A 17,825-nucleotide genomic window follows, 5' to 3' on the forward strand; every position below is an offset into this window, starting at 1 on the left:
CCCTTCATGTCGCACCGTCCATTTCCGGGTCGCCGCAGCGTCCTGCGCGGTTCGCTCGCCGCGTCCGCGGCCCTGACCCTGCCCGCCGCGGTCGGCGCGGCGCCCGCACTCGCGTTGTCCGGGCGGCCCAGGGCGGCCTGGGGCGTGCAGAGCGGGGATGTGACGTCCGACTCCGGGCTGGTGTGGGTGCGGTCCGACCGTCCGGCGCGGATGATCGTCGAGACCGCGGCCACCGAGTCGTTCCGCGGCGCCCGCCGCCTGCACGGTCCGCTGCTCGGCGCGGGCACGGACTTCACCGGCGCCGTCCGGCTGCACGGGCTGCCGGCCGGCGAGCAGATCCACTACCGCGTGCTGCTCGCCGACCCGGACGACCCGCGCCGCACCGGTGAGCCGGTGACCGGCGCCTTCCGCACCGTGCCCCAGCGGCGCCGGCGCGGGGTGCGCTTCCTGTGGTCCGGGGATCTCGCCGGCCAGGGCTGGGGCATCAACCCCGACCTCGGCGGCTACCGCATCTTCGACGCGATGGCACGGCTCGACCCCGACTTCTTCCTGTGCAGCGGCGACAACATCTACGCCGACGGCCCGCTGACGGCGACGCAGGCGCTGCCCGACGGCACTCTGTGGCGCAACGTCACCACCGAGGAGAAGTCGAAGGTCGCCGAGACCCTCGCCGAGTTCCGCGGGAACTTCCGCTACAACCTGCTCGACGAGAACCTGCGCCGCTTCAACTCCCAGGTGCCGTCCATCGTCCAGTGGGACGACCACGAGGTCCGCAACAACTGGTACCCGGGCGAGGTCGTCGCCGACTCCGACCCCCGCTACACGCAGAAGAGCGTCGACGTGCTCGCCGGGCGCGCGCGGCGGGCGTTCAGCGAGTACTTCCCGATCTCGACGCTGCGTCCGGGCGCCCGGGAGGGCCGGGTCCACCGGGTCGTGCGCCACGGGCCCCTCCTCGACGTGTTCGTGCTGGACATGCGGACGTACCGCAACGCCAACTCGCCCGACAACCAGACCACGGACCCGCAGGGCATCCTGGGCGCCGAACAACTGGCCTGGCTCAAGCGTGAGTTGTCGCGGTCGCGCGCGGTGTGGAAGGTGATCGCCGCCGACATGCCGCTGGGCCTGGTCGTGCCGGACACCACCGAGGGCCGGCCGAACATCGAGGCCGTGGCGCAGGGCGACCCGGGCGCGCCGCTGGGCCGTGAGCTGCAGATCGCCGAACTTCTGCGGTACGTCAAGCACCGGCGGATCACCGGGACGGTGTGGCTGACGGCCGACGTGCACCACACCTCGGCGCAGCACTACCAGCCGTCGCGGGCCGCGTTCACCGACTTCGAGCCGTTCTGGGAGTTCGTCTCCGGGCCCCTCAACGCGGGCGCCTTCCCCGCCGCCGCGCTGGACGGCACGTTCGGACCGGAGCGGGTGTTCGTGAAGGCGCCGACCGCGGCGAACGTGTCCCCCGCGGGCGGCTACCAGTTCTTCGGCGAGGTCGACATCGACGGCGACAGCGCGGAGTTGACCGTGCGGCTTCGCGAGCAGGACGGCTCCGTTCTCTTCACGAAGGTGCTGCGGCCGGGGCTGGTCGGGCAGTAGCCCACCGTCCCGTAGCCTCGGACCTGTGCCGCGCATCGGCGTCATCCCCCGGTGCGCGGTCTCTCGTCGCGGCCGGCCCCGGCGCCGGGCGTGCCGCCGGCGTCGTCGGGCAGGCGGCGGGCTTCCCGCCCGCCGCCTGCGTGCCGCGGATTGCACGCCCAGGAGTGATGCAAGGCTCAACAAAACGGGCATTAGCATCCTTTACCCGTCAGTCACACACCGTTCGTGATCACGCAACACAGTTCCTCCACAGTGGCTGCATGACTCGAGACCTGACTGATGTGATGCGCGCGCGGCGCGGACGCCCGGTGCACCACTGGCGGCGGGACGTGGTGGAACTCGCCGCGCTCTTCACCGCCGTAGCGGTGGCCGACGGAGTGGCGAACATGGTGGGCCACGGTCCGGACGGCCCGGTGCTGCTGTCGGTGTCGGCGGCCGCGCTCGTCGCCACGGCCGGGTTCCACACCTGGTGGGCACGCCGCCACGGCCATGCGCCGCCCGCCGGCGATACCGGTGCCCGGCCGCGCTCCGAGGAGCCGCAGGCCGGGCCGTCCGCGCTCCCCTCGCCGGTCGACGAGGAGAGCACCCTGTGGCGGATGCGGACGACGGTGCAGGACGCCCCGGGGTCACTGGCCGCGCTCTGCGCGGCGCTCGCGGGGCGCCGGGTGGACATTCTGAGCCTGCAGACGCACCCGCTGGGCGAGGACACCGTGGACGAGTTCCTGCTGCGGGCCCCCGGCGGGCTCGCGGCGGGCGAGATCAGCCGTGCCGTGGCGCTGGGGGGCGGCCGCGACACGTGGATCGAGCGGGCCGACGCCCACGATCTGGTGGACGCGCCGACGCGGGTCCTCGGGCTGGCCACCCGTACCGCCCTCGATGCCGCAGAACTGCCGCTCGCGCTGCGGCAGTTGCTCGGCCGCTGCACGATCCGCTCGCTGCCCGCGGCGGCGGGCGGAGCCGGGGCCGCGGACGTGCCGCCGGAAGGCGCGCTGGAGGACACCGTGATGCGTCTGCCCGCGCCGGACGGCGGTGTGATCACGGTGGAGCGGCCGTATCTGCCGTTCACCCCGACCGAGTTCGCCCGCGCGCGTGCGCTGGTGGAGCTGGACGCCCGGCTCGGTCCGCGGATCCCGCACGGCCAGGACGTCCTGACGCTGTCCGAGGGCGAGGACATCACCGTGCGCAGGGCGGACACCGGTGACGTCGCGGCGGCGAAGGAGATGCACGAGCGATGCTCGGCGCGCACGCTCGGAATGCGCTACCACGGGCCGGTCGGCGACGCGGACCGCTACCTCAACCATCTGCTCAGCCCGCGCTTCGGCCGCACCCTCGCCGTGCAGACGCGGTCGGGCCGCATCGTCGGCCTCGGCCACCTGCTGTGGGACGGTGACGAGACGGAGGTCGCGCTGCTCGTCGAGGACGGCTGGCAGCGGCGCGGCATCGGCGCCGAACTGCTCGGCCGGCTGGTCGCGATGGCCCGGGAGGCGGACTGCGGGAGCGTGTACGCCGTGACGCAGGCCTCCAACACCGGCATGGTCGCCGCGATGCGCGGCCTCGGACTGCCCCTCGACTACCAGATCGAGGAGGGCACCCTGGTCGTCACCGCCCGGCTGGAGAAGGCCGCAGCGGCACGGGGGACGTCGGAGCAGCGCTACGAGGAACGCGTCCGACGCGACTGAACGTCCGTCCGCGAGCGATGAACGACGGGAGCCCGACGCCGGACAGCGATGAACGACGGGAGCCCGACGCCGGACACGGACGCCTGACGCGGACACCTGACTGCGGACACCTGACACAGACGCCGGACGGTGACGCCGGACACGACAAGGCAGCACGTATGACGAGCGGCCCGGGGGTGCATGCCGCCGGGCCGCTCTCACACGGTCACACCGCGGCCGTGCCCCGCAGGGGCCGGGGAGCCGGCGCCCCCAGCCGTTCGTCCCGGCCCTCCGCTTCCCCTTCGCGGACCGGGCCGCTTCCGTCGAGCGCCGCGTCCAGATCCCCCCACAGGTCCTCGACGTCCTCGAGACCGACCGACAGCCGCAGCAGCCGGTCGCTCACGCCCGCGCCCCGGCGTTCCGCCGCGTCGACGATCCGGTGGCTGATCGACGCCGGGTGCTGGATGAGCGTGTCCACGCTCCCGAGGCTCACCGCCGGGGTGATCAGACGGACGCCGGCGATCACCGCGTGCGGGTCGCCGTCGACCTCGAAGGCGACCATCGCGCCGCCGATCCGCGGATAGTGCACGCGGGCGACCCGCGGGTCCGCCGCCAGCCGGCGGGCAAGCTCGGCGGCGGTCGCGGAGGCCGCCCGCACCCGCACCGGAAGCGTCGCCAGGCCGCGCAGCAGCAGATACCCGGCCAACGGATGCAGCACGCCGCCGGTGGCGAAACGTATCTGCCGCAGCTGCCCCGCGAACTCCTCGTCGCAGGCGACGACACCGCCGAGCACGTCCCCGTGGCCGCCGAGGTACTTGGTGGCGCTGTGCAGGACCAGTCGCGCGCCCTGCTCCGCCGGCCGCTGGAGCACCGGCGTGGCGAAGGTGTTGTCGGCGAGCAGCGGAACCGAGCCGCAGGCGTGCGCGACCGCCCGCAGATCGACCTCGGCGAGCGTCGGGTTGGCGGGCGACTCGACCATGACCAGCCCGGTGTCGGGGCGCAGCGCGTCCGCGATCCCCGCGGGGTCGGTCCAGGTGACCTCCGATCCGAGCAGCCCTGCCGTCAGCAGATGGTCGCTGCACCCGTAGAGCGGGCGCACGGCCACGACGTGCCGCAGCCCGGCCGAGGCGCGCGCGAGCAGCACCGCGGTCAGCGCCGCCATCCCGCTGGCGAAGGCGACCGCGCTTTCGGCGCCTTCGAGGCGGGCCAGCGCCGTCTCGAAGCGGGCCACCGTCGGATTGCCCAGCCGTCCGTAGACGGGCGGGCCGTCCGGCTCCGCCCCGGTCGCGGCGAACGCGTCGATGCGGGCGGCCTCGGCGCGGCTGTCGTAGGAGGGGTAGGTGGTGGACAGGTCGATCGGCGGGGCGTGCAGGCCCTGCCCGGCCAGGTCGTCCCGTCCGGCGTGCACGGCCTCGGTGGCCAGTGCCCGGGCGCGTGCGCGGGGCGCTCCGTACGTGCGTACTCCGTCGTACGCGTGCGTGCTCGCAACGGTTGAGTCCATGGACGGCAGAGTGAACATCGGACGGGTGATCGGATCCAGACTCCGTGCTACGTTCGGCCGATGGCCGAATCCGTCGTACTGGACCCGGTCGATCTCCAGCTGCTGCGGCTGCTGCAGAACGACGCCCGGACCACCTACCGCGACCTCGCCGCGCAGGTCGGCGTCGCGCCGTCGACGTGCCTGGACCGGGTGACGCGGCTGCGCCGCTCGGGCGTGATCCTCGGGCATCAGCTGCGGCTCGATCCGGCCAAGTTGGGACGCGGCCTGCAGGCGCTGCTGTCGGTGCAGGTCCGCCCGCATCGGCGGGAGCTGGTCGGGCCGTTCGTGGAACGGATCCGGGCGATGCCGGAGGCGCTGACCGTCTTCCACCTCACCGGGCCCGACGACTATCTCGTCCATGTGGCCGTCGCGGACATGGCGGATCTGCAACGTCTCGTGCTCGACGAGTTCACCTCGCGGCGCGAGGTGGCCCGTGTCGAGACGCGGCTGATCTTCCAGCAGTGGGAGTGCGGACCGCTGCTGCCGCCGACGGGTTCGGGACAGATGCCGTGACGCCTGCCGCCCCGTCGTACGAGGATGGAGCGCATGTCAGACACCACCAACCCGCTTCCCCGCGAGATCGCCGACGCCTACGTCGACGACCTCATCGCCCTCGACCCGGTGACCGGCACCTACCTCGGCGTGCAGGAGAGTTCGAGCCGACTGCCCGACTTCTCGCCCGCGGGCCAGGAGGCGCTCGCGCGGCTCTCGCGCGACACCCTGGCGAAGCTCGACGAGGCGGAGCTCAGGCCCGGCGCGGACAGTGACATCGAGCGCCGGTGCGCACGCCTGCTGCGTGAGCGGCTGACCGCACAGCTCGCCGTGCACGACGCCGACGAGGGGCTCCGCACCGTCGGCAACATGGCCACGCCCGCACACCATGTGCGCGAGGTGTTCACCGTCACGCCCAGCCGGACCGACGAGGACTGGACGGCGATCGCCGAGCGGCTGCGGGCCGTGCCGACGGCGCTCGCGGGCTACCGCGAGTCGCTCGCGCTGGGCCTGGAGCGCAAGCTCCACGCCGCTCCGCGGCCGACCGCCACCTTCGTCGAGCAGCTCACGCAGTGGTCGGACGCGGACGGCGAGGGCCCAGGCTGGTTCGAGGAGTTCGTGGCCGCCGGCGCCGAGTCGCGGCCCGACGCCCTGCGCGCCGAGCTGGACGAGGCGGCGCGCGCGGCCACCGCGGCGGTCGTGCAGCTGCGCGACTGGGTCCGCGACGTGTACGCGCCGACGATCGAGGGCGTGCCGGACACCGTCGGCCGGGAGCGCTACGCCCGCTGGTCGCGCTACTACAACGGCACCGACCTGGATCTCGACGAGGCCTACGCGTACGGCTGGGCGGAGTACCACCGGCTGTTCGCCGAGATGAAGAAGGAGGCGGAGAAGATCCTGCCGGGCGCTGAGACGCCCTGGGCGGCGCTGGCCCACCTCGACGAGCACGGCCGGCACATCGAGGGCGTGGACGAGGTCCGCGACTGGCTGCAGGGCCTGATGGACCAGGCGATCGAAGCCCTCGACGGCACCCACTTCGAACTCGCCGAGCGGGTGCGGAAGGTGGAGTCGCGGATCGCCCCGGCGGGAAGCGCCGCCGCCCCCTACTACACGCCTCCCTCGGAGGACTTCTCACGGCCGGGCCGCACCTGGCTGCCGACCATGGGACAGACCCGCTTCCCGGCCTACGACCTCGTCTCCACCTGGTACCACGAGGGCGTTCCCGGCCATCACCTCCAGCTCGCGCAGTGGGCGCACGTCGCCGGGGACCTCTCCCGCTACCAGGCGTCCGTCGGGATCGTCAGCGCCAACGCCGAGGGCTGGGCGCTGTACGCGGAGCGGCTCATGGACGAGCTGGGCTTCCTCACGGACGCGGAGCAGCGGCTCGGCTATCTGGACGCGCAGATGATGCGGGCGGTGCGGGTCATCATCGACATCGGCATGCACCTGGAGCTGTCGATCCCGGCCGACTCGCCCTTCCACCCGGGCGAGCGCTGGACGCCGGAGCTGGCGCAGGAGTTCTTCGGCGCGCACAGCAGCCGCCCCGCGGACTTCGTCGAGAGCGAGCTCACCCGCTATCTGACGATCCCCGGCCAGGCCATCGGCTACAAGCTGGGCGAGCGGGCCTGGCTGCTCGGACGGGAGAAGGCCCGCGAGCGCCGGGGCGACGCCTTCGACCTCAAGTCCTGGCACATGGCGGCCCTTTCGCAGGGCTCGCTGGGCCTCGACGACCTGGTCGACGAACTGGCGCGACTCTGACCCTCCGCGTCGCGGACCGCCCCGGCCCCGGACACGGCCGGTTCCCGGCCCCCGACCCCAACCAGCCCGCCGGGGACGGACCCGGCCGGGGAGCGGACCGGGCCGGGGACCGCCTGAGGCGAGGGGCCGTCTGAGGCGAGGGGCCGTCTGCGGTCGGGGCAGGCCCCGGTGCTCTGGCCTGGGTCAGGGGCTCGGGGCCGAGGCCCAGGACAGCGATGGGTTGCCGGGGCCGGCGGGGGCGGTGCAGGGGGCGGCGGGCCGGGTCGGGGGCGGTGGCGGTGGCCGGGTCGGGGGCGGTGGCGGTGGCGGGGGCGGGGGAAAATCGGTGTTCTCCGAGGCGCCGGTGGGCCACGCTCGTCGCATGACCGGCTCCCGCACCCTGTTCCTCTCCCCTCGCCTCACCCCTACCGGCCACGCCCTCGCGGACGCGGCACGGCGGCGCGGTATGCAAGTCGAGACGTTGCGGGAACGGCGGGTGCCCGCACCCTGGCGTCGAGCCCCGGGAGCCTCCCTGTACGCCGGACCGCTGTTCGCGGACGCGGTGGCACGGGAGCTGGGCGTCGGGCTGCTCGAGGCCCCGGGGGACTGGCTGGCCCGGCTGCCTCATGAACTCACCTCGCGGGACATCGGGTTCGCCACGATCGCGGAGGCGTGGCGGCTGCGGCGTCCGGCGTTCGTGAAGCCGCCGAACGACAAGAGCTTCCCGGCCCGGGTCTACCCGGACGGCAGCGGGCTGCCGGGCCCGGATGCCGTCGACGGCACGGAACCGGTGCTGATCAGCGACATCGTCGCCTTCACCGTCGAGTACCGGCTGTTCCTGCGGGACGGCGAGGTGCGCACCGGCAGCCGGTACGCGACCCGGGGCGACCTCGATGTGGCGCCGCTGGCACGGGACCCGCGGCGCGGCGAGGTGCTCGCGTTCGCCCGGCGCCTCGCCGGGACGGGGCTGCCGAGCGCGGTCGTGGTCGACGTCGGCCTGGTCGACGGCTGCGGATGGGCTGTGGTGGAGACCAACGCCGCCTGGGCCAGCGGGCATTACGCGTGCGACGCGGACGCCGCTCTCAACGTCGTGCTGCACGGGGCCCGGCCCGAGGGCGAGTTCGCGGCGGCGGACCGTCGATTCCTGCGCCCGTGGCCGGAGATCGTGCGGGACTGAACGGGCGGGACCGAACGGGCGGCCGCGTACGGGCGGGACCGAACCGGCCTTGCCGAGCGGGCAGTTCGCGCCGTCGCGGAGGGAGGGGTCGTCGCGCCCGCATGCGTGTCAGCAGCCGCAGTTCGGCGCGTCGACCGGGGCGGTGAGCGGGTCGGCGGCGCGCTGCCCGCCGCCCTCCCAGGTCTCGTACGCGAAGCCCTCCCGCACCCAGTACTCGAATCCGCCGAGCATCTCCTTGACGCGGTAGCCGCGTTCGGCGAGCGCGAGGGCGGCCCGGGCGGCCCCGTTGCAGCCGGGGCCCCAGCAGTACGTCACCACCGGCACCTCCCGGTCGAGGAGCCGCTCGGCCTGTTCGGCGATGAGCGCGGTGGGCAGGTGGACGGCGCCCGGGATGTGGCCCTGGTCCCAGGACTCGGTGGAGCGGGAGTCCAGGACGACGAAGCCGGGTTCGCCGGCCGCGAGGGCGGCGGCCACGTCGGAGACGTCGGCGTGGAAGGCGAGGCTCGCCCGGAAGTGGGCGGCGGCCTCGGCCGGGGCGGCGGGGGCGACGCGCAGTACCGGGTCTACGGGGGTCGTGGCAGTCATCTCAGGGGCCTTTCCGCGGGGTGCCGACGGGTTCGCTACAACCGAAAACCTACGGCGGCGATCACCGCGAGCGAAGGGGTGTTCCACGGCGTCGGCCTTGCTTCGCCGGGGATTTCCCTGCAGTCTTCCGCTCATGACCGCGTATTCCCCGGACGCCACCGACTGGCGCATCCTCGAGGTCCTCCAGCGGGACGGCCGGGCCAGTTTCGCCGACCTGGCACGTGCGGTGGCGATGTCGGCGAGCGCCGTCACCGAGCGGGTGCGCAGGCTGGAGGAGGCGGGCGTCATCCAGGGCTATACGGCCGTCGTGGACCCGGAGCGGCTGGGCCTGGGCATCCTGGCGTTCGTGCGACTGCGCTACCCCAACGGCAACTACAAGCCGTTCCACGATCTGGTGTCCGTCACGCCCGAGATCCTCGAGGCGCACCATGTGACGGGCGACGACTGCTTCGTGATCAAGGTCGCCGCCCGCTCGATGCGTCATCTGGAGGAGGTGTCGGGGAAGATCGGCGCGCTCGGGTCGGTCACGACGAGCGTCGTCTACTCCTCGCCGCTCCCCCGGCGCCCGCTCGGCAGAGTGCCCCGCTGCCGCACCACCGATCCCGACCTGCCCTTCACCACCTCCAGCTGAGCGTGGACACGCCGCCGCAGGTCGGCGACGTGGCTGACGATGCCGACGCTGCGGTCGCGTTCGCGCAGCGAGTCGAGGACGTCGAGGACCTCGTCGAGGGTCTGGTCGTCGAGGCTGCCGAACCCCTCGTCGATGAAGAGGGTGTCGAGCCGGACGCCGCCCGCCTCGTCGGTGACGACGTCGGCGAGGCCGAGCGCCAGGGCGAGCGAGGCGAAGAAGGTCTCGCCGCCGGACAGCGTGGACGTGTCCCGCTCCCGCCCGGTCCAGGCGTCGACCACGTGCAGCCCGAGCCCGCTGCGACCGCGGCCCGCCCGGTCGTCGGAGTGCACGAGGGTGTAGCGGCCGGACGACATCCGCTGCAGCCGTACGGTCGCGGCGGCCGCCACCTGTTCGAGGCGGGCCGCCAGCACGTATGCCTCCAGCCGCATCTTGCGCTCGTTGTCGGCCGAGGTGCCCGCGGTGAGGCCGGCCAGGCGGGCCACCCGGTCGTACTCCTCACGCACCGGCGCGAGCCGGCGCACGCCGGTGGCCGCACGCGCGGAGAGCTGGTCGAGCTCGGCGCAGCGGCGGGCTGCGGCGTCCTGCGCGGAGGCGGCGGCGCGGAGGCGTTCGGCTGCGGCGGCCGCAGCCGCCTGCGCGGCCGCGAGGTCGGCGGGCGGCTGCCCGGCCGCGGCCATGGTGTCGGGCTCGGCGAGCACGGCCCGGACGGCGGCCTCCTCGACCTGTCGGACGTCCAGCACGCGTTGCAGTTCACGGTGTCCGGCCGCGTCGAGCAGGGCGTCGGCGGCGGCCCGCGGGGTGTCGAAGCCGGCCCGGAACGCGGCCTCGTCGAGGCGGCCGTCGGCCGCCTTGAGGCGGGCGGCGCTCTCCTCCACGGCGCGCGCGGCCTCGGCCGCCTCGGTGAACCGGGCCGCGTGCCGCTCCAGCTGGGCGGCCCGCGCGGCGACGCTCTCCGCCGCGCCCCGGGCCTGCGTCAGCTCCGCCTCCAGGGCGGCGCGCTCCCGCTCCAGGCGGTCCCGGTGGCCCACCCGGGACGCGGCCCGCACCGCGGCCTCGCGCTGGGCCGCCGTGCGCCGTTCGTGTTCCTGCTCGGCCTGCCGCAGTTCCTCGCGCGCGGGGTGCAGCGCCGAGGCCTCCCGGCGGGCCAGGGCGTAGGCCTGCTCCACCTCCTGCGCCTCGGCGAGGAGCCGGTCCGTGGGTGCGTCGCCGGCCTCGGCGCTCGCGCCGGCGAGCGCCTCGCGCACGTGGCCGAGACGGCGTTCGTCCGCCGCGTGGTCCTCCTCGGCGACCCGGCACGCGGCGAGCGCCTGCTCCTCGGCCTCCCGGTCGACGTGACCGGCGACCTTGCGGGCGGGCGCGGGGTGTTCGGTGGCGCCGCACACGGCGCACGGTGCGCCGTCGGCGAGGGTGGCGGCCAGCTCGGCGGCGATGCCGTCGAGGCGCTGCTCCTTGAGGGCGAGCCAGTGCGCGCGGGCGGCCTGCGCGTGCTCCCCGGAGGCGAGGGACCTGCGCCGGCCGGCCTCCAGGTCACGGGTCAGCTCGTCGCGCCGCCGGGCCGCTTCGAGGCGGCGGCGTGCGGGCTCCCGCCGGCCGTCGAGCTGTTCGGCGCGGGTGGCGGCCTCCTGGGCGGTTTCGACGGCGGCCCGCAGTCCGTCGCGGACGGCCTCCCATCCGGCGAGCCAGGTCTCGGTCTCCGCCAGGACCTCGTCGTCGTCCCGCTCCCGCCGGTCCAGTTCGGTCCGCTCGGCGACGAGGTCGGCAAGCCGCCGCTCGCCGCGGCGGGCGGACTCCAGCCCGCCCAGCTCCTCGGCGGCCCGGCGGGCGGCGGCGGCCAGTCCCGCGGCGCCGGCCTCCTCGAACCCCTCGGGGAGCAGGGCACGCGCGCGTGCGGCACGGGCGGACGCGTCGCCGTGCTCGGCGTCGGCGGACTCACGCAGTTCCAGGGCCGGCGCGACCGTCTCCGCCTTGCGCGCCCGTTCCATCCGCGCCTGCGCCTCCCGGTGGGCGCCGGCCCGTTCCTCGAGGGCGTCGGCGCGCTCACGGGCGTCGGCGAACCGCTGCTGCAGCCGGGCCCGTTCGCGCACGTCCGCCAGGGTGCGTTCGGCGGCGGCCTGGGCGGACTCGGCGGCGAGCCGGCCGCAGTGGGCGGCGGTCAGCCGCTCGCGTGCGGTGCTGCGGGCGACGGCGGCGGCGGCCAGCACCGCCTCGGTGAGACCCGGTTCTCCTGGGGCGGCCTCGGGCAGCTCCATGGCGTCACCCGCCACCTGCTGCATCCGGTGGGCGTCGGCGAGCAGCGCGGAGTCGCCCTCGCGCACGCGTGCCTCGGTGGCGCGGCGGCGCTCGGCGAGTCGTTTCTCGACCTCGGCGAAGCGCCGCGTGTCGAAGAGGCGGCCCAGCAGCCGCCCCCGCGCCTCGGCGTCGGCGCGCAGGAACCGGGCGAAGTCGCCCTGGGGCAGCAGCACGACCTGGCAGAACTGTTCGCGGCTCATGCCGAGCAGCTGGGTGATCTCCTCGCCGATCTCCTGGTGGGAGCGGCTGAGGTCCTTCCAGGCGCCGGCGGCCGCGTCGTGCTCGCGCAGCCCGCTCTGGGCCTTCTCCACCGTCGTGCCGACGCCGCGTTTCTTGGGCCGCTCCCAGGGCGGCTGCCGGGTGATCTCCAGCCGGCGTCCGGCGACGGTGAGTTCGAGGGCGACCTCGGTGCGGGTGCCGGCGGCGGCGTGGTCGCTGCGCAGGGTCAGACCCTGGCCGCTCTGGCGGGCGCCGGGCACGGAGCCGTACAGCGCGTAGCAGACGGCGTCCAGGATCGAGGTCTTGCCGGCGCCGGTCGGCCCGTGCAGCAGGAAGAGCCCGGCGGCGGACAGCTCGTCGAAGTCGACGCTCTGGGTGCCGCCGAAGGGGCCGAAGGCGGTCAGGACGAGCCGGTGCAGCCTCATCGGGCCACCTCCCGTGCCGTGTCGTCCGCGCGCACCGCGTCGAAGGCGTCCCGCAGCACGCCCTGTTCGCGGGCGTCGGGCCCCGCGCCGCGCACATGCGTCACGAAGTCCTCGGCGATCTCCTGGTCGCTGCGGTCCGCCAGCCGCCGCGCGTACGACACGTCCGGGTCGTCGGGGGCGCGCTCGGGGGCGAAGACGAGGCTGAGGGCGTGCGGGAAGCGGTCGGTGAGCCGGGCCATGGGGTCGGCCGGGCGGACGGCGTCGGTGAGCGTCGCCTCGACCCAGGCGTCCTCGTGGCGGGCGAGCGCGGGGTCGGCGAGCAGGTCCTCCAGGGGGCCGCGGAGGCGGGCCAGCGGGCGCGGGACCGGACAGTCGATCCGTTCGGCCGCGATCTCGCCCTCGGGGCCGAGGTCGACGAGCCACATGGTCTTGCGGTGCTCGGCCTCGGAGAAGGAGTACGGCAGCGGGGAGCCCGAGTAGCGCACGCGCTCGGTGAGGGTCTGGCTGCCGTGCAGATGGCCGAGGGCGGTGTAGTCGACGCCGTCGAAGACACCGGCGGGCACCGACGCGACCCCGCCGACGGTGATGTCGCGCTCGCTGTCGCTGGGCTCGCCGCCGGTGACGAAGGCATGGGCGAGGACGACGGAGCGGGTGCCTCGGGCGCGTGCGGCGAGGTCGGCGCGGACACGCTCCATGGCGGCGGCGAGCACGGCCTCGTGGCTCGCCTTCTCCACGCCGAACTCCTCTTTCACCAGGGCGGGTTCGAGGTAGGGCAGGCCGTAGAAGGCGACGTCCCCGTGGGCGTCCTGGAGGACGACCGGGGTGGCGGCCGCCGTCGGGTCCGTGCGCAGGTGGATGCCGGCCCGGCCGATGAGTCCGGCGCCGACGCCGAGCCGGCGGGCCGAGTCGTGGTTGCCGGAGATCATCACCGTGGGCACGCCGACGTCGGCCAGCCGGTGCAGGGCGTCGTCGAACAGCTCGACCGCCGCGAGCGGGGGCACCGCACGGTCGTACACGTCCCCCGACACGACCACCGCGTCGACCGCGCGTTCGCGCACGGTGGCGACCAGGTGACCGATGAACTCGGACTGGGCGCCGAGCAGGTTCACCCGGTGGAACGCCCGGCCGAGGTGCCAGTCGGAAGTGTGCAGGAGCCTCATGATCCCCGAGACTAACGGCCGGGTCCGACAGCACGGGCGGTTACTCCCGTATCGCACCGTCATGACAGGCGGCGAAAAGGTTGGTTACGGACATTGCGCCCATGCGGGCGTCGGGCACGTCACGCGTCCCCGTACGACTCCCCGCCCAGCTCGAACCCGGCCGTGCCCGCCGTCGCGTCCGCCAGCCAGGCCCGGAAGGCCTCCACCTCGGCCTCCGGAAGACCGATCTCGATGGTGACGGCCTCGCCGTAGGCGACCTCGCGTACGTCGCGTCCGGTCGAGTGGAGGTCGTTGTGGACCTTGCCGGCCCGCTGGTGGTCGACGGTCACCGTGGCCAGGCGGAACCGGCGACGGGTGCGCACGGGAAGGACGTCCAGCGCCTCGCCGACCGCGCCGCCGTACGCCCGGATGAGGCCGCCCGCGCCGAGCTTCACGCCGCCGTAGTAGCGGGTCACGACGGCGACGACGTACCGCATCTCGCGGCGCAGCAGCATCTGGAGCATCGGCACGCCCGCGGTGCCGCCGGGCTCGCCGTCGTCGCTCGCCTTCTGCACACCGGCGTCGGCGCCGATGACGTACGCCCAGCAGTTGTGGCTGGCGTCGGCGTGCTCCTTGCGCACGGACGCGATGAAGTCCTGGGCCTCCTGCTCGGTTGCCGCCGGGGCCAGGGCGCACAGGAAGCGGGAGCGGTTGACCTCGGTCTCGTGCACGCCCGCGCGGGCGACGGTGCGGTACTCCTCCTGCATCCGGCCAGCCTATGCGGTGCGCCCCCGTTCGCCGTCGGCGCGGGCACGGACGGGGGCGCCCACGCGCCCGCGGGCCGACGGCACCGACGTGACCTCGCCGCCGCAGCGGCCGACCGGGCGGGCTACGGCGTGCGGTCGCCTCGCGGCACGGTCGCCGACGCCAGCAGGGCCGCGCCGGGGACCAGAAACCGCCAGTCGGTTCCGTGCCAGGCCAGGACGGCCAGCGCCGAGGTCGGGAACTTCAGCCGCACCGCGTCCAGGGCGGCGGGCTCCCCGTCCCCGGCCAGGTCGAGCACCAGTTCCTCCAGGCCGGGATTGTGCCCGACCAGCAGCAGCGTCCCGACGTCGGCGGGCGTCTCGCGGACGATGTCCAGCAGCTCGGGCGCGCCGGCCCCGTAGAGCCGGGGGTCGAGGCGGACCGGCGCGGGTGCGTCCCACTGCGCGGACGCCAGTTCCCAGGTCCCGCGGGCGCGCAGGGCGGTGGAGCACAGCGCGAGGTCGGGGACGCAGCCGGCCTCGGCGATCGCCCGGCCCGCGGCCGGGGCGTCCCTCCGGCCGCGCGGGCCGAGCGGCCGCTCATGGTCGGGGACCCCGGCCGGCCAGGCCGACTTGGCGTGCCGCAGCACGACCAGGCGACGCGGCGCGACGCCGTCCGGCCCGCTCATTCCGGGGCTCCCACGTCGCGGGTGAGTTCCAGGCCGAGGAGCCGGTCCGCGTAGGCGTACGTCTCGAAACGGGCGCCGTCCGGCAGCTCCGGCCCGGCGTCCTCCGTCCAGCGCAGCACTCGCAGCACCTCGGGCACGTTCAGATCGTCCTCCCACGCGGCGCGCAGCCGCCCGCGCACCTCGTCGGGGACCGGCCGCGAGGGCCGTCGCGCCCAGTCGGCGACGACTCGCCGCCAGCGCGCGAGGGCGTCGCGGGCCTCGTCCAGCGCGGCCGTGTCGAGCCGGAGGGGTTCGGTGCGCTCGACCGAGAGCAGGGCGAGGCGCAGGACGGCGGGGTCGAGGTCCGGCGCCGCGCCGCCCGCGGCCGGTTCGCCGCGGGCTCCGGTCGTGCCCCGCCAGTGGGGCACGGCCCCCTCCGCCGGAGCGACGGCGACCCGTACGCCGTCCGTGGCCGGGCCGTCCGTCCCGACCACGTGCACCACCTGCGCCGCGCCTGTCCCCGCGGTGGCGTCACGGCCGTCCTCGAAGGGGTGCATGCCCAGGGCGGCGGCGCCGGCGCGCAGTTCCGCACGGTCGCTCGTCCCGTCGCCCAGCAGGGCCCACGCGGGCGTGCCGCCCATCTCCAGGGCGCGGACGAGCAGGTCCGCGACCAGCAGGACGCGGAGCGACGCCGCCCCGTACCCGCGGGCATGCGCCTCGACCCGGGTCGGGCCCCGCCGGGCGGAGGCGGCGGCGACGGGTTCGCCGGTTCGGGCGTCGATGATGCTCAGCACAGGGCGAGCCTAGGCGGGCGGAGCGCGGTACGCAGGCAGGAGCCGGAATCAAGGTGCGCCGTGCGGTGTTGCAGCGAGGGCCAGGCTGTGGACGACCCTGACCCAGAGGAGGCCGCCGGTGTACGGCGACGAGGCAACGATCCGCGAGATCCTCACCGGACTCGGTGACACCTGGGCCGTGGTCGGCCTGTCGACGAACCGCAGCCGCGCGGCCTACGGCGTCGCCGAGGTGCTGCAGCGCTTCGGCAAGCGGGTGGTGCCCGTCCATCCGAAGGCGGAGACGGTGCACGGGGAGCAGGGGTACGCGTCCCTGGCGGACATCCCCTTCGCCGTGGACGTCGTCGACGTCTTCGTCAACAGCGAGCTCGCGGGCGCCGTCGCCGACGAGGCGGTGGCCAAGGGCGCGAGGGCGGTGTGGTTCCAGCTCGACGTCGTCGACGAGGCGGCCTACGAGCGCACGCGGGCGGCGGGTCTGCAGATGGTCATGGACCGCTGCCCGGCCATCGAGATCCCCCGGCTGGGGGCCCGCCCATAATGGGCGGGTGACCACTGACTCCCCCTCCGCTCAGCACACTTCGGTCGTCGTCGTGGGCGCGGGACCCGCGGGTCTGACGGTCGGGAACGTCCTGCGCGCCGCGTCCGTCGACTGCGTCGTCCTGGAGGCGGAGAGCCGCGCGTCCATCGAGCGACGGCCGCGCGCCGGAGTCATCGAGGAGTGGGCCGTCCGCGGACTGCGGGAACGGGGCCTGGCCCATGGCCTGACGGAGCGGGCGCAGCGGCACTCGGCGTGCGAGTTCCGCTTCGGCGGCGAGCGCCACCGTCTGCCCTACGCCGAACTGACGGGTCATCACCACTGGGTGTATCCACAGCCGTTGCTGGTCACCGACCTGGTCCGCGAGTACGTCGACGTGCGCGGCGGCGACGCCCGCTTCTCGGTCCGCGACGTCGAGCTGCACGACCTCGACTCGGCTCGCCCCTCGGTGTCGTACACCTGCCCGGAGTCGGGCGAACGGCGGCTGCTGACCTGTGACTTCGTGGTCGGCGCGGACGGCGCGCGCGGGGTGAGCCGGGCCGCGATCCCGGCCGGCCACGCGCGGATCGCACGACACGACTACGGCATCGGCTGGCTGGCCCTGCTCGCCGAGGCGCCGCCGTCCTCCGACTGCGTCCTGTTCGGCGTGCATCCGAACGGTTTCGCCGGGCACATGGCCCGCAGTCCCGAGGTGACCCGGTACTACCTCCAGTGCCCGCCCGGCGACGACCCGGGGAACTGGCCGCACGACCGGATCTGGTCCGAGCTGCACCAGCGGCTCGAGGCGGCCGGCGCCCCGCCGCTCACCGAGGGCCCGCTGGTCGAGAAGCGGGTGCTGGACATGCACGACTACGTGGTCGAGCCGATGACGTACGGACGGCTTTTCCTTGCCGGGGACTCGGCGCACCTCGTCGCGCCCATCGCCGCGAAGGGCATGAACCTCGCCCTGCACGACGCGTTCCTGCTCGGCGACGCGCTGGTCGCCGCCGTGGACGCGGGCGACGGGGACGGCCTGGACGGCTACTCGGAGGCCTGTCTGCGCCGGGTGTGGGACTACCAGGAGTTCTCTCAGTGGCTGTCCGAGGTCTACCACGGGGCGGCGGCCGGCGATCCGTTCCGGGCGGGCGCCACGTCCGCCCGGCTGCGCCGGCTGTTCACCTCGCCGGCTGCCGCTGCCGCCTTCGCGGAGCAGTACCTCGGGACGGCCGAGCGCTACTGAACCGGCGGGTCAGTCGTGCGGCGGCTCGTCGCCGAGCCGGTGGTCCGCCACGTTCAGCGCCTCGTCCACCAGGCGGCGCAGATGCCCGTCGGAGAGCGAGTAGACCACGCGGCGGCCCTCCTTGCGGGTGCTGACGAGTCCGGCCAGCCGTAGCCGCGCGAGGTGCTGACTGACCGCAGGCCGGGCCGCGCCGCAGACCTCGGTCAGCGTCGTCACGTCGGCCTCGCCCGAGGTCAGTGCGTGCAGCAGGGCGAGACGGGTGCGATCGCCGAGGAGGGCGAGCAGCTCGGCGGCGAGGGCGAACTGCTCCTCGCCGGGGGTGCGCGGATGCGCATGGTGTGCAGATGACAGGTGCATGCGTGCGCTCATACGCACATAATGAAG

General features: G+C 74.7%; 16 protein-coding genes. 8 read left to right on the top strand and 8 right to left on the bottom strand.

All coding sequences use genetic code 11. The features are described from left to right. The first annotated feature begins 6 nt into the window (after positions 1-6). Positions 7-1,593 (top strand): alkaline phosphatase D family protein, encoded by a 1,587-nt coding sequence (locus ACN6LD_RS06625; RefSeq protein ID WP_445042668.1) that lies wholly within the window; start codon positions 7-9, stop codon positions 1,591-1,593. Between the two features lie 260 nt (positions 1,594-1,853). Further along, the gene (locus ACN6LD_RS06630) at positions 1,854-3,272 is read left to right on the top strand and encodes a GNAT family N-acetyltransferase (RefSeq protein WP_319189111.1); all 1,419 of its coding nucleotides are present in this window, start codon (positions 1,854-1,856) and stop codon (positions 3,270-3,272) included. Positions 3,273-3,477: 205 nt separating this feature from the next. On the opposite strand, the gene ACN6LD_RS06635 is transcribed toward ACN6LD_RS06630, so the two are convergent. Continuing rightward, complete coding sequence (locus tag ACN6LD_RS06635; protein ID WP_445042669.1) at positions 3,478-4,770, bottom strand: trans-sulfuration enzyme family protein; 1,293 nt, start codon at positions 4,768-4,770, stop codon at positions 3,478-3,480. Between the two features lie 42 nt (positions 4,771-4,812). Between ACN6LD_RS06635 and ACN6LD_RS06640 the strand changes: the two genes are divergently transcribed. The 3 genes from ACN6LD_RS06640 to ACN6LD_RS06650 all read left to right on the top strand — a co-directional run bounded on the left by ACN6LD_RS06640 (position 4,813) and on the right by ACN6LD_RS06650 (position 8,197). Beyond that, a complete protein-coding gene (locus ACN6LD_RS06640; protein ID WP_319189114.1) occupies positions 4,813-5,304 on the top strand; it encodes an Lrp/AsnC family transcriptional regulator in 492 nt (163 codons plus the stop codon). Positions 5,305-5,337: 33 nt separating this feature from the next. Next, a complete protein-coding gene (locus tag ACN6LD_RS06645; RefSeq protein ID WP_445042670.1) occupies positions 5,338-7,041 on the top strand; it encodes a DUF885 domain-containing protein in 1,704 nt (567 codons plus the stop codon). Between the two features lie 361 nt (positions 7,042-7,402). Then, positions 7,403-8,197, top strand: coding sequence for an ATP-grasp domain-containing protein (locus ACN6LD_RS06650; RefSeq protein WP_445042671.1), 795 nt, complete (start codon positions 7,403-7,405; stop codon positions 8,195-8,197). 108 nt (positions 8,198-8,305) lie between these two features. On the opposite strand, the gene ACN6LD_RS06655 is transcribed toward ACN6LD_RS06650, so the two are convergent. After that, on the bottom strand, positions 8,306-8,782 hold the full coding sequence (locus ACN6LD_RS06655; RefSeq protein ID WP_445042672.1) for a rhodanese-like domain-containing protein: 477 nt from the start codon (positions 8,780-8,782) through the stop codon (positions 8,306-8,308). A gap of 133 nt (positions 8,783-8,915) precedes the next feature. Here ACN6LD_RS06655 and ACN6LD_RS06660 point away from each other — a divergent pair, with 133 nt between their 5' ends. Further along, on the top strand, positions 8,916-9,413 hold the full coding sequence (locus ACN6LD_RS06660) for an Lrp/AsnC family transcriptional regulator (RefSeq protein ID WP_319196724.1): 498 nt from the start codon (positions 8,916-8,918) through the stop codon (positions 9,411-9,413). On the opposite strand, the gene ACN6LD_RS06665 is transcribed toward ACN6LD_RS06660, so the two are convergent. The 5 genes from ACN6LD_RS06665 to ACN6LD_RS06685 all read right to left on the bottom strand — a co-directional run bounded on the left by ACN6LD_RS06665 (position 9,323) and on the right by ACN6LD_RS06685 (position 15,690). After that, on the bottom strand, positions 9,323-12,346 hold the full coding sequence (locus ACN6LD_RS06665; RefSeq protein WP_445042673.1) for an AAA family ATPase: 3,024 nt from the start codon (positions 12,344-12,346) through the stop codon (positions 9,323-9,325). The two genes, ACN6LD_RS06660 and ACN6LD_RS06665, sit on opposite strands and share 91 nt — an antisense overlap. After that, positions 12,343-13,506 (bottom strand): exonuclease SbcCD subunit D, encoded by a 1,164-nt coding sequence (locus tag ACN6LD_RS06670; RefSeq protein WP_445042674.1) that lies wholly within the window; start codon positions 13,504-13,506, stop codon positions 12,343-12,345. The genes ACN6LD_RS06665 and ACN6LD_RS06670 overlap by 4 nt, the downstream gene beginning before the upstream one ends. Before the next feature lie 119 nt (positions 13,507-13,625). Further along, the gene (locus tag ACN6LD_RS06675) at positions 13,626-14,252 is read right to left on the bottom strand and encodes a YigZ family protein (protein WP_445042675.1); all 627 of its coding nucleotides are present in this window, start codon (positions 14,250-14,252) and stop codon (positions 13,626-13,628) included. A 122-nt stretch (positions 14,253-14,374) separates the two neighbouring features. Then, positions 14,375-14,917, bottom strand: coding sequence for a SixA phosphatase family protein (locus ACN6LD_RS06680; RefSeq protein ID WP_445042676.1), 543 nt, complete (start codon positions 14,915-14,917; stop codon positions 14,375-14,377). Further along, complete coding sequence (locus ACN6LD_RS06685) at positions 14,914-15,690, bottom strand: hypothetical protein (protein ID WP_445042677.1); 777 nt, start codon at positions 15,688-15,690, stop codon at positions 14,914-14,916. The genes ACN6LD_RS06680 and ACN6LD_RS06685 overlap by 4 nt, the downstream gene beginning before the upstream one ends. Positions 15,691-15,808: 118 nt before the next feature. Here ACN6LD_RS06685 and ACN6LD_RS06690 point away from each other — a divergent pair, with 118 nt between their 5' ends. After that, positions 15,809-16,225: a CoA-binding protein gene (locus ACN6LD_RS06690; protein ID WP_319196736.1), complete on the top strand. Its 417-nt coding sequence runs from the start codon at positions 15,809-15,811 to the stop codon at positions 16,223-16,225. A 7-nt stretch (positions 16,226-16,232) separates the two neighbouring features. After that, positions 16,233-17,441, top strand: a complete 1,209-nt coding sequence (locus ACN6LD_RS06695; RefSeq protein WP_319196738.1) for a 4-hydroxybenzoate 3-monooxygenase — start codon at positions 16,233-16,235, stop codon at positions 17,439-17,441. Positions 17,442-17,450: 9 nt separating this feature from the next. Here the strand turns inward: ACN6LD_RS06695 and ACN6LD_RS06700 are convergent, their stop codons facing one another. After that, positions 17,451-17,810 carry an ArsR/SmtB family transcription factor gene (locus tag ACN6LD_RS06700; protein ID WP_319196740.1) on the bottom strand — a complete coding sequence of 120 codons (360 nt, stop codon included), beginning with the start codon at positions 17,808-17,810 and terminating at the stop codon, positions 17,451-17,453. Between the last annotated feature and the right edge of the window lie 15 nt (positions 17,811-17,825).

This window comes from Streptomyces sp. SAS_272 (assembly GCF_052543235.1).

Coding starts and splice junctions, on each gene's coding strand:
- ACN6LD_RS06625 (WP_445042668.1), top strand. CDS start 7: ATGTCGCACCGTCCATTTCCGGGTCGCCGCAGCGTCCTGCGCGGTTCG.
- ACN6LD_RS06630 (WP_319189111.1), top strand. CDS start 1,854: ATGACTCGAGACCTGACTGATGTGATGCGCGCGCGGCGCGGACGCCCG.
- ACN6LD_RS06635 (WP_445042669.1), bottom strand. CDS start 4,770: ATGTTCACTCTGCCGTCCATGGACTCAACCGTTGCGAGCACGCACGCG.
- ACN6LD_RS06640 (WP_319189114.1), top strand. CDS start 4,813: ATGGCCGAATCCGTCGTACTGGACCCGGTCGATCTCCAGCTGCTGCGG.
- ACN6LD_RS06645 (WP_445042670.1), top strand. CDS start 5,338: ATGTCAGACACCACCAACCCGCTTCCCCGCGAGATCGCCGACGCCTAC.
- ACN6LD_RS06650 (WP_445042671.1), top strand. CDS start 7,403: ATGACCGGCTCCCGCACCCTGTTCCTCTCCCCTCGCCTCACCCCTACC.
- ACN6LD_RS06655 (WP_445042672.1), bottom strand. CDS start 8,782: ATGACTGCCACGACCCCCGTAGACCCGGTACTGCGCGTCGCCCCCGCC.
- ACN6LD_RS06660 (WP_319196724.1), top strand. CDS start 8,916: ATGACCGCGTATTCCCCGGACGCCACCGACTGGCGCATCCTCGAGGTC.
- ACN6LD_RS06665 (WP_445042673.1), bottom strand. CDS start 12,346: ATGAGGCTGCACCGGCTCGTCCTGACCGCCTTCGGCCCCTTCGGCGGC.
- ACN6LD_RS06670 (WP_445042674.1), bottom strand. CDS start 13,506: ATGAGGCTCCTGCACACTTCCGACTGGCACCTCGGCCGGGCGTTCCAC.
- ACN6LD_RS06675 (WP_445042675.1), bottom strand. CDS start 14,252: ATGCAGGAGGAGTACCGCACCGTCGCCCGCGCGGGCGTGCACGAGACC.
- ACN6LD_RS06680 (WP_445042676.1), bottom strand. CDS start 14,917: ATGAGCGGGCCGGACGGCGTCGCGCCGCGTCGCCTGGTCGTGCTGCGG.
- ACN6LD_RS06700 (WP_319196740.1), bottom strand. CDS start 17,810: ATGAGCGCACGCATGCACCTGTCATCTGCACACCATGCGCATCCGCGC.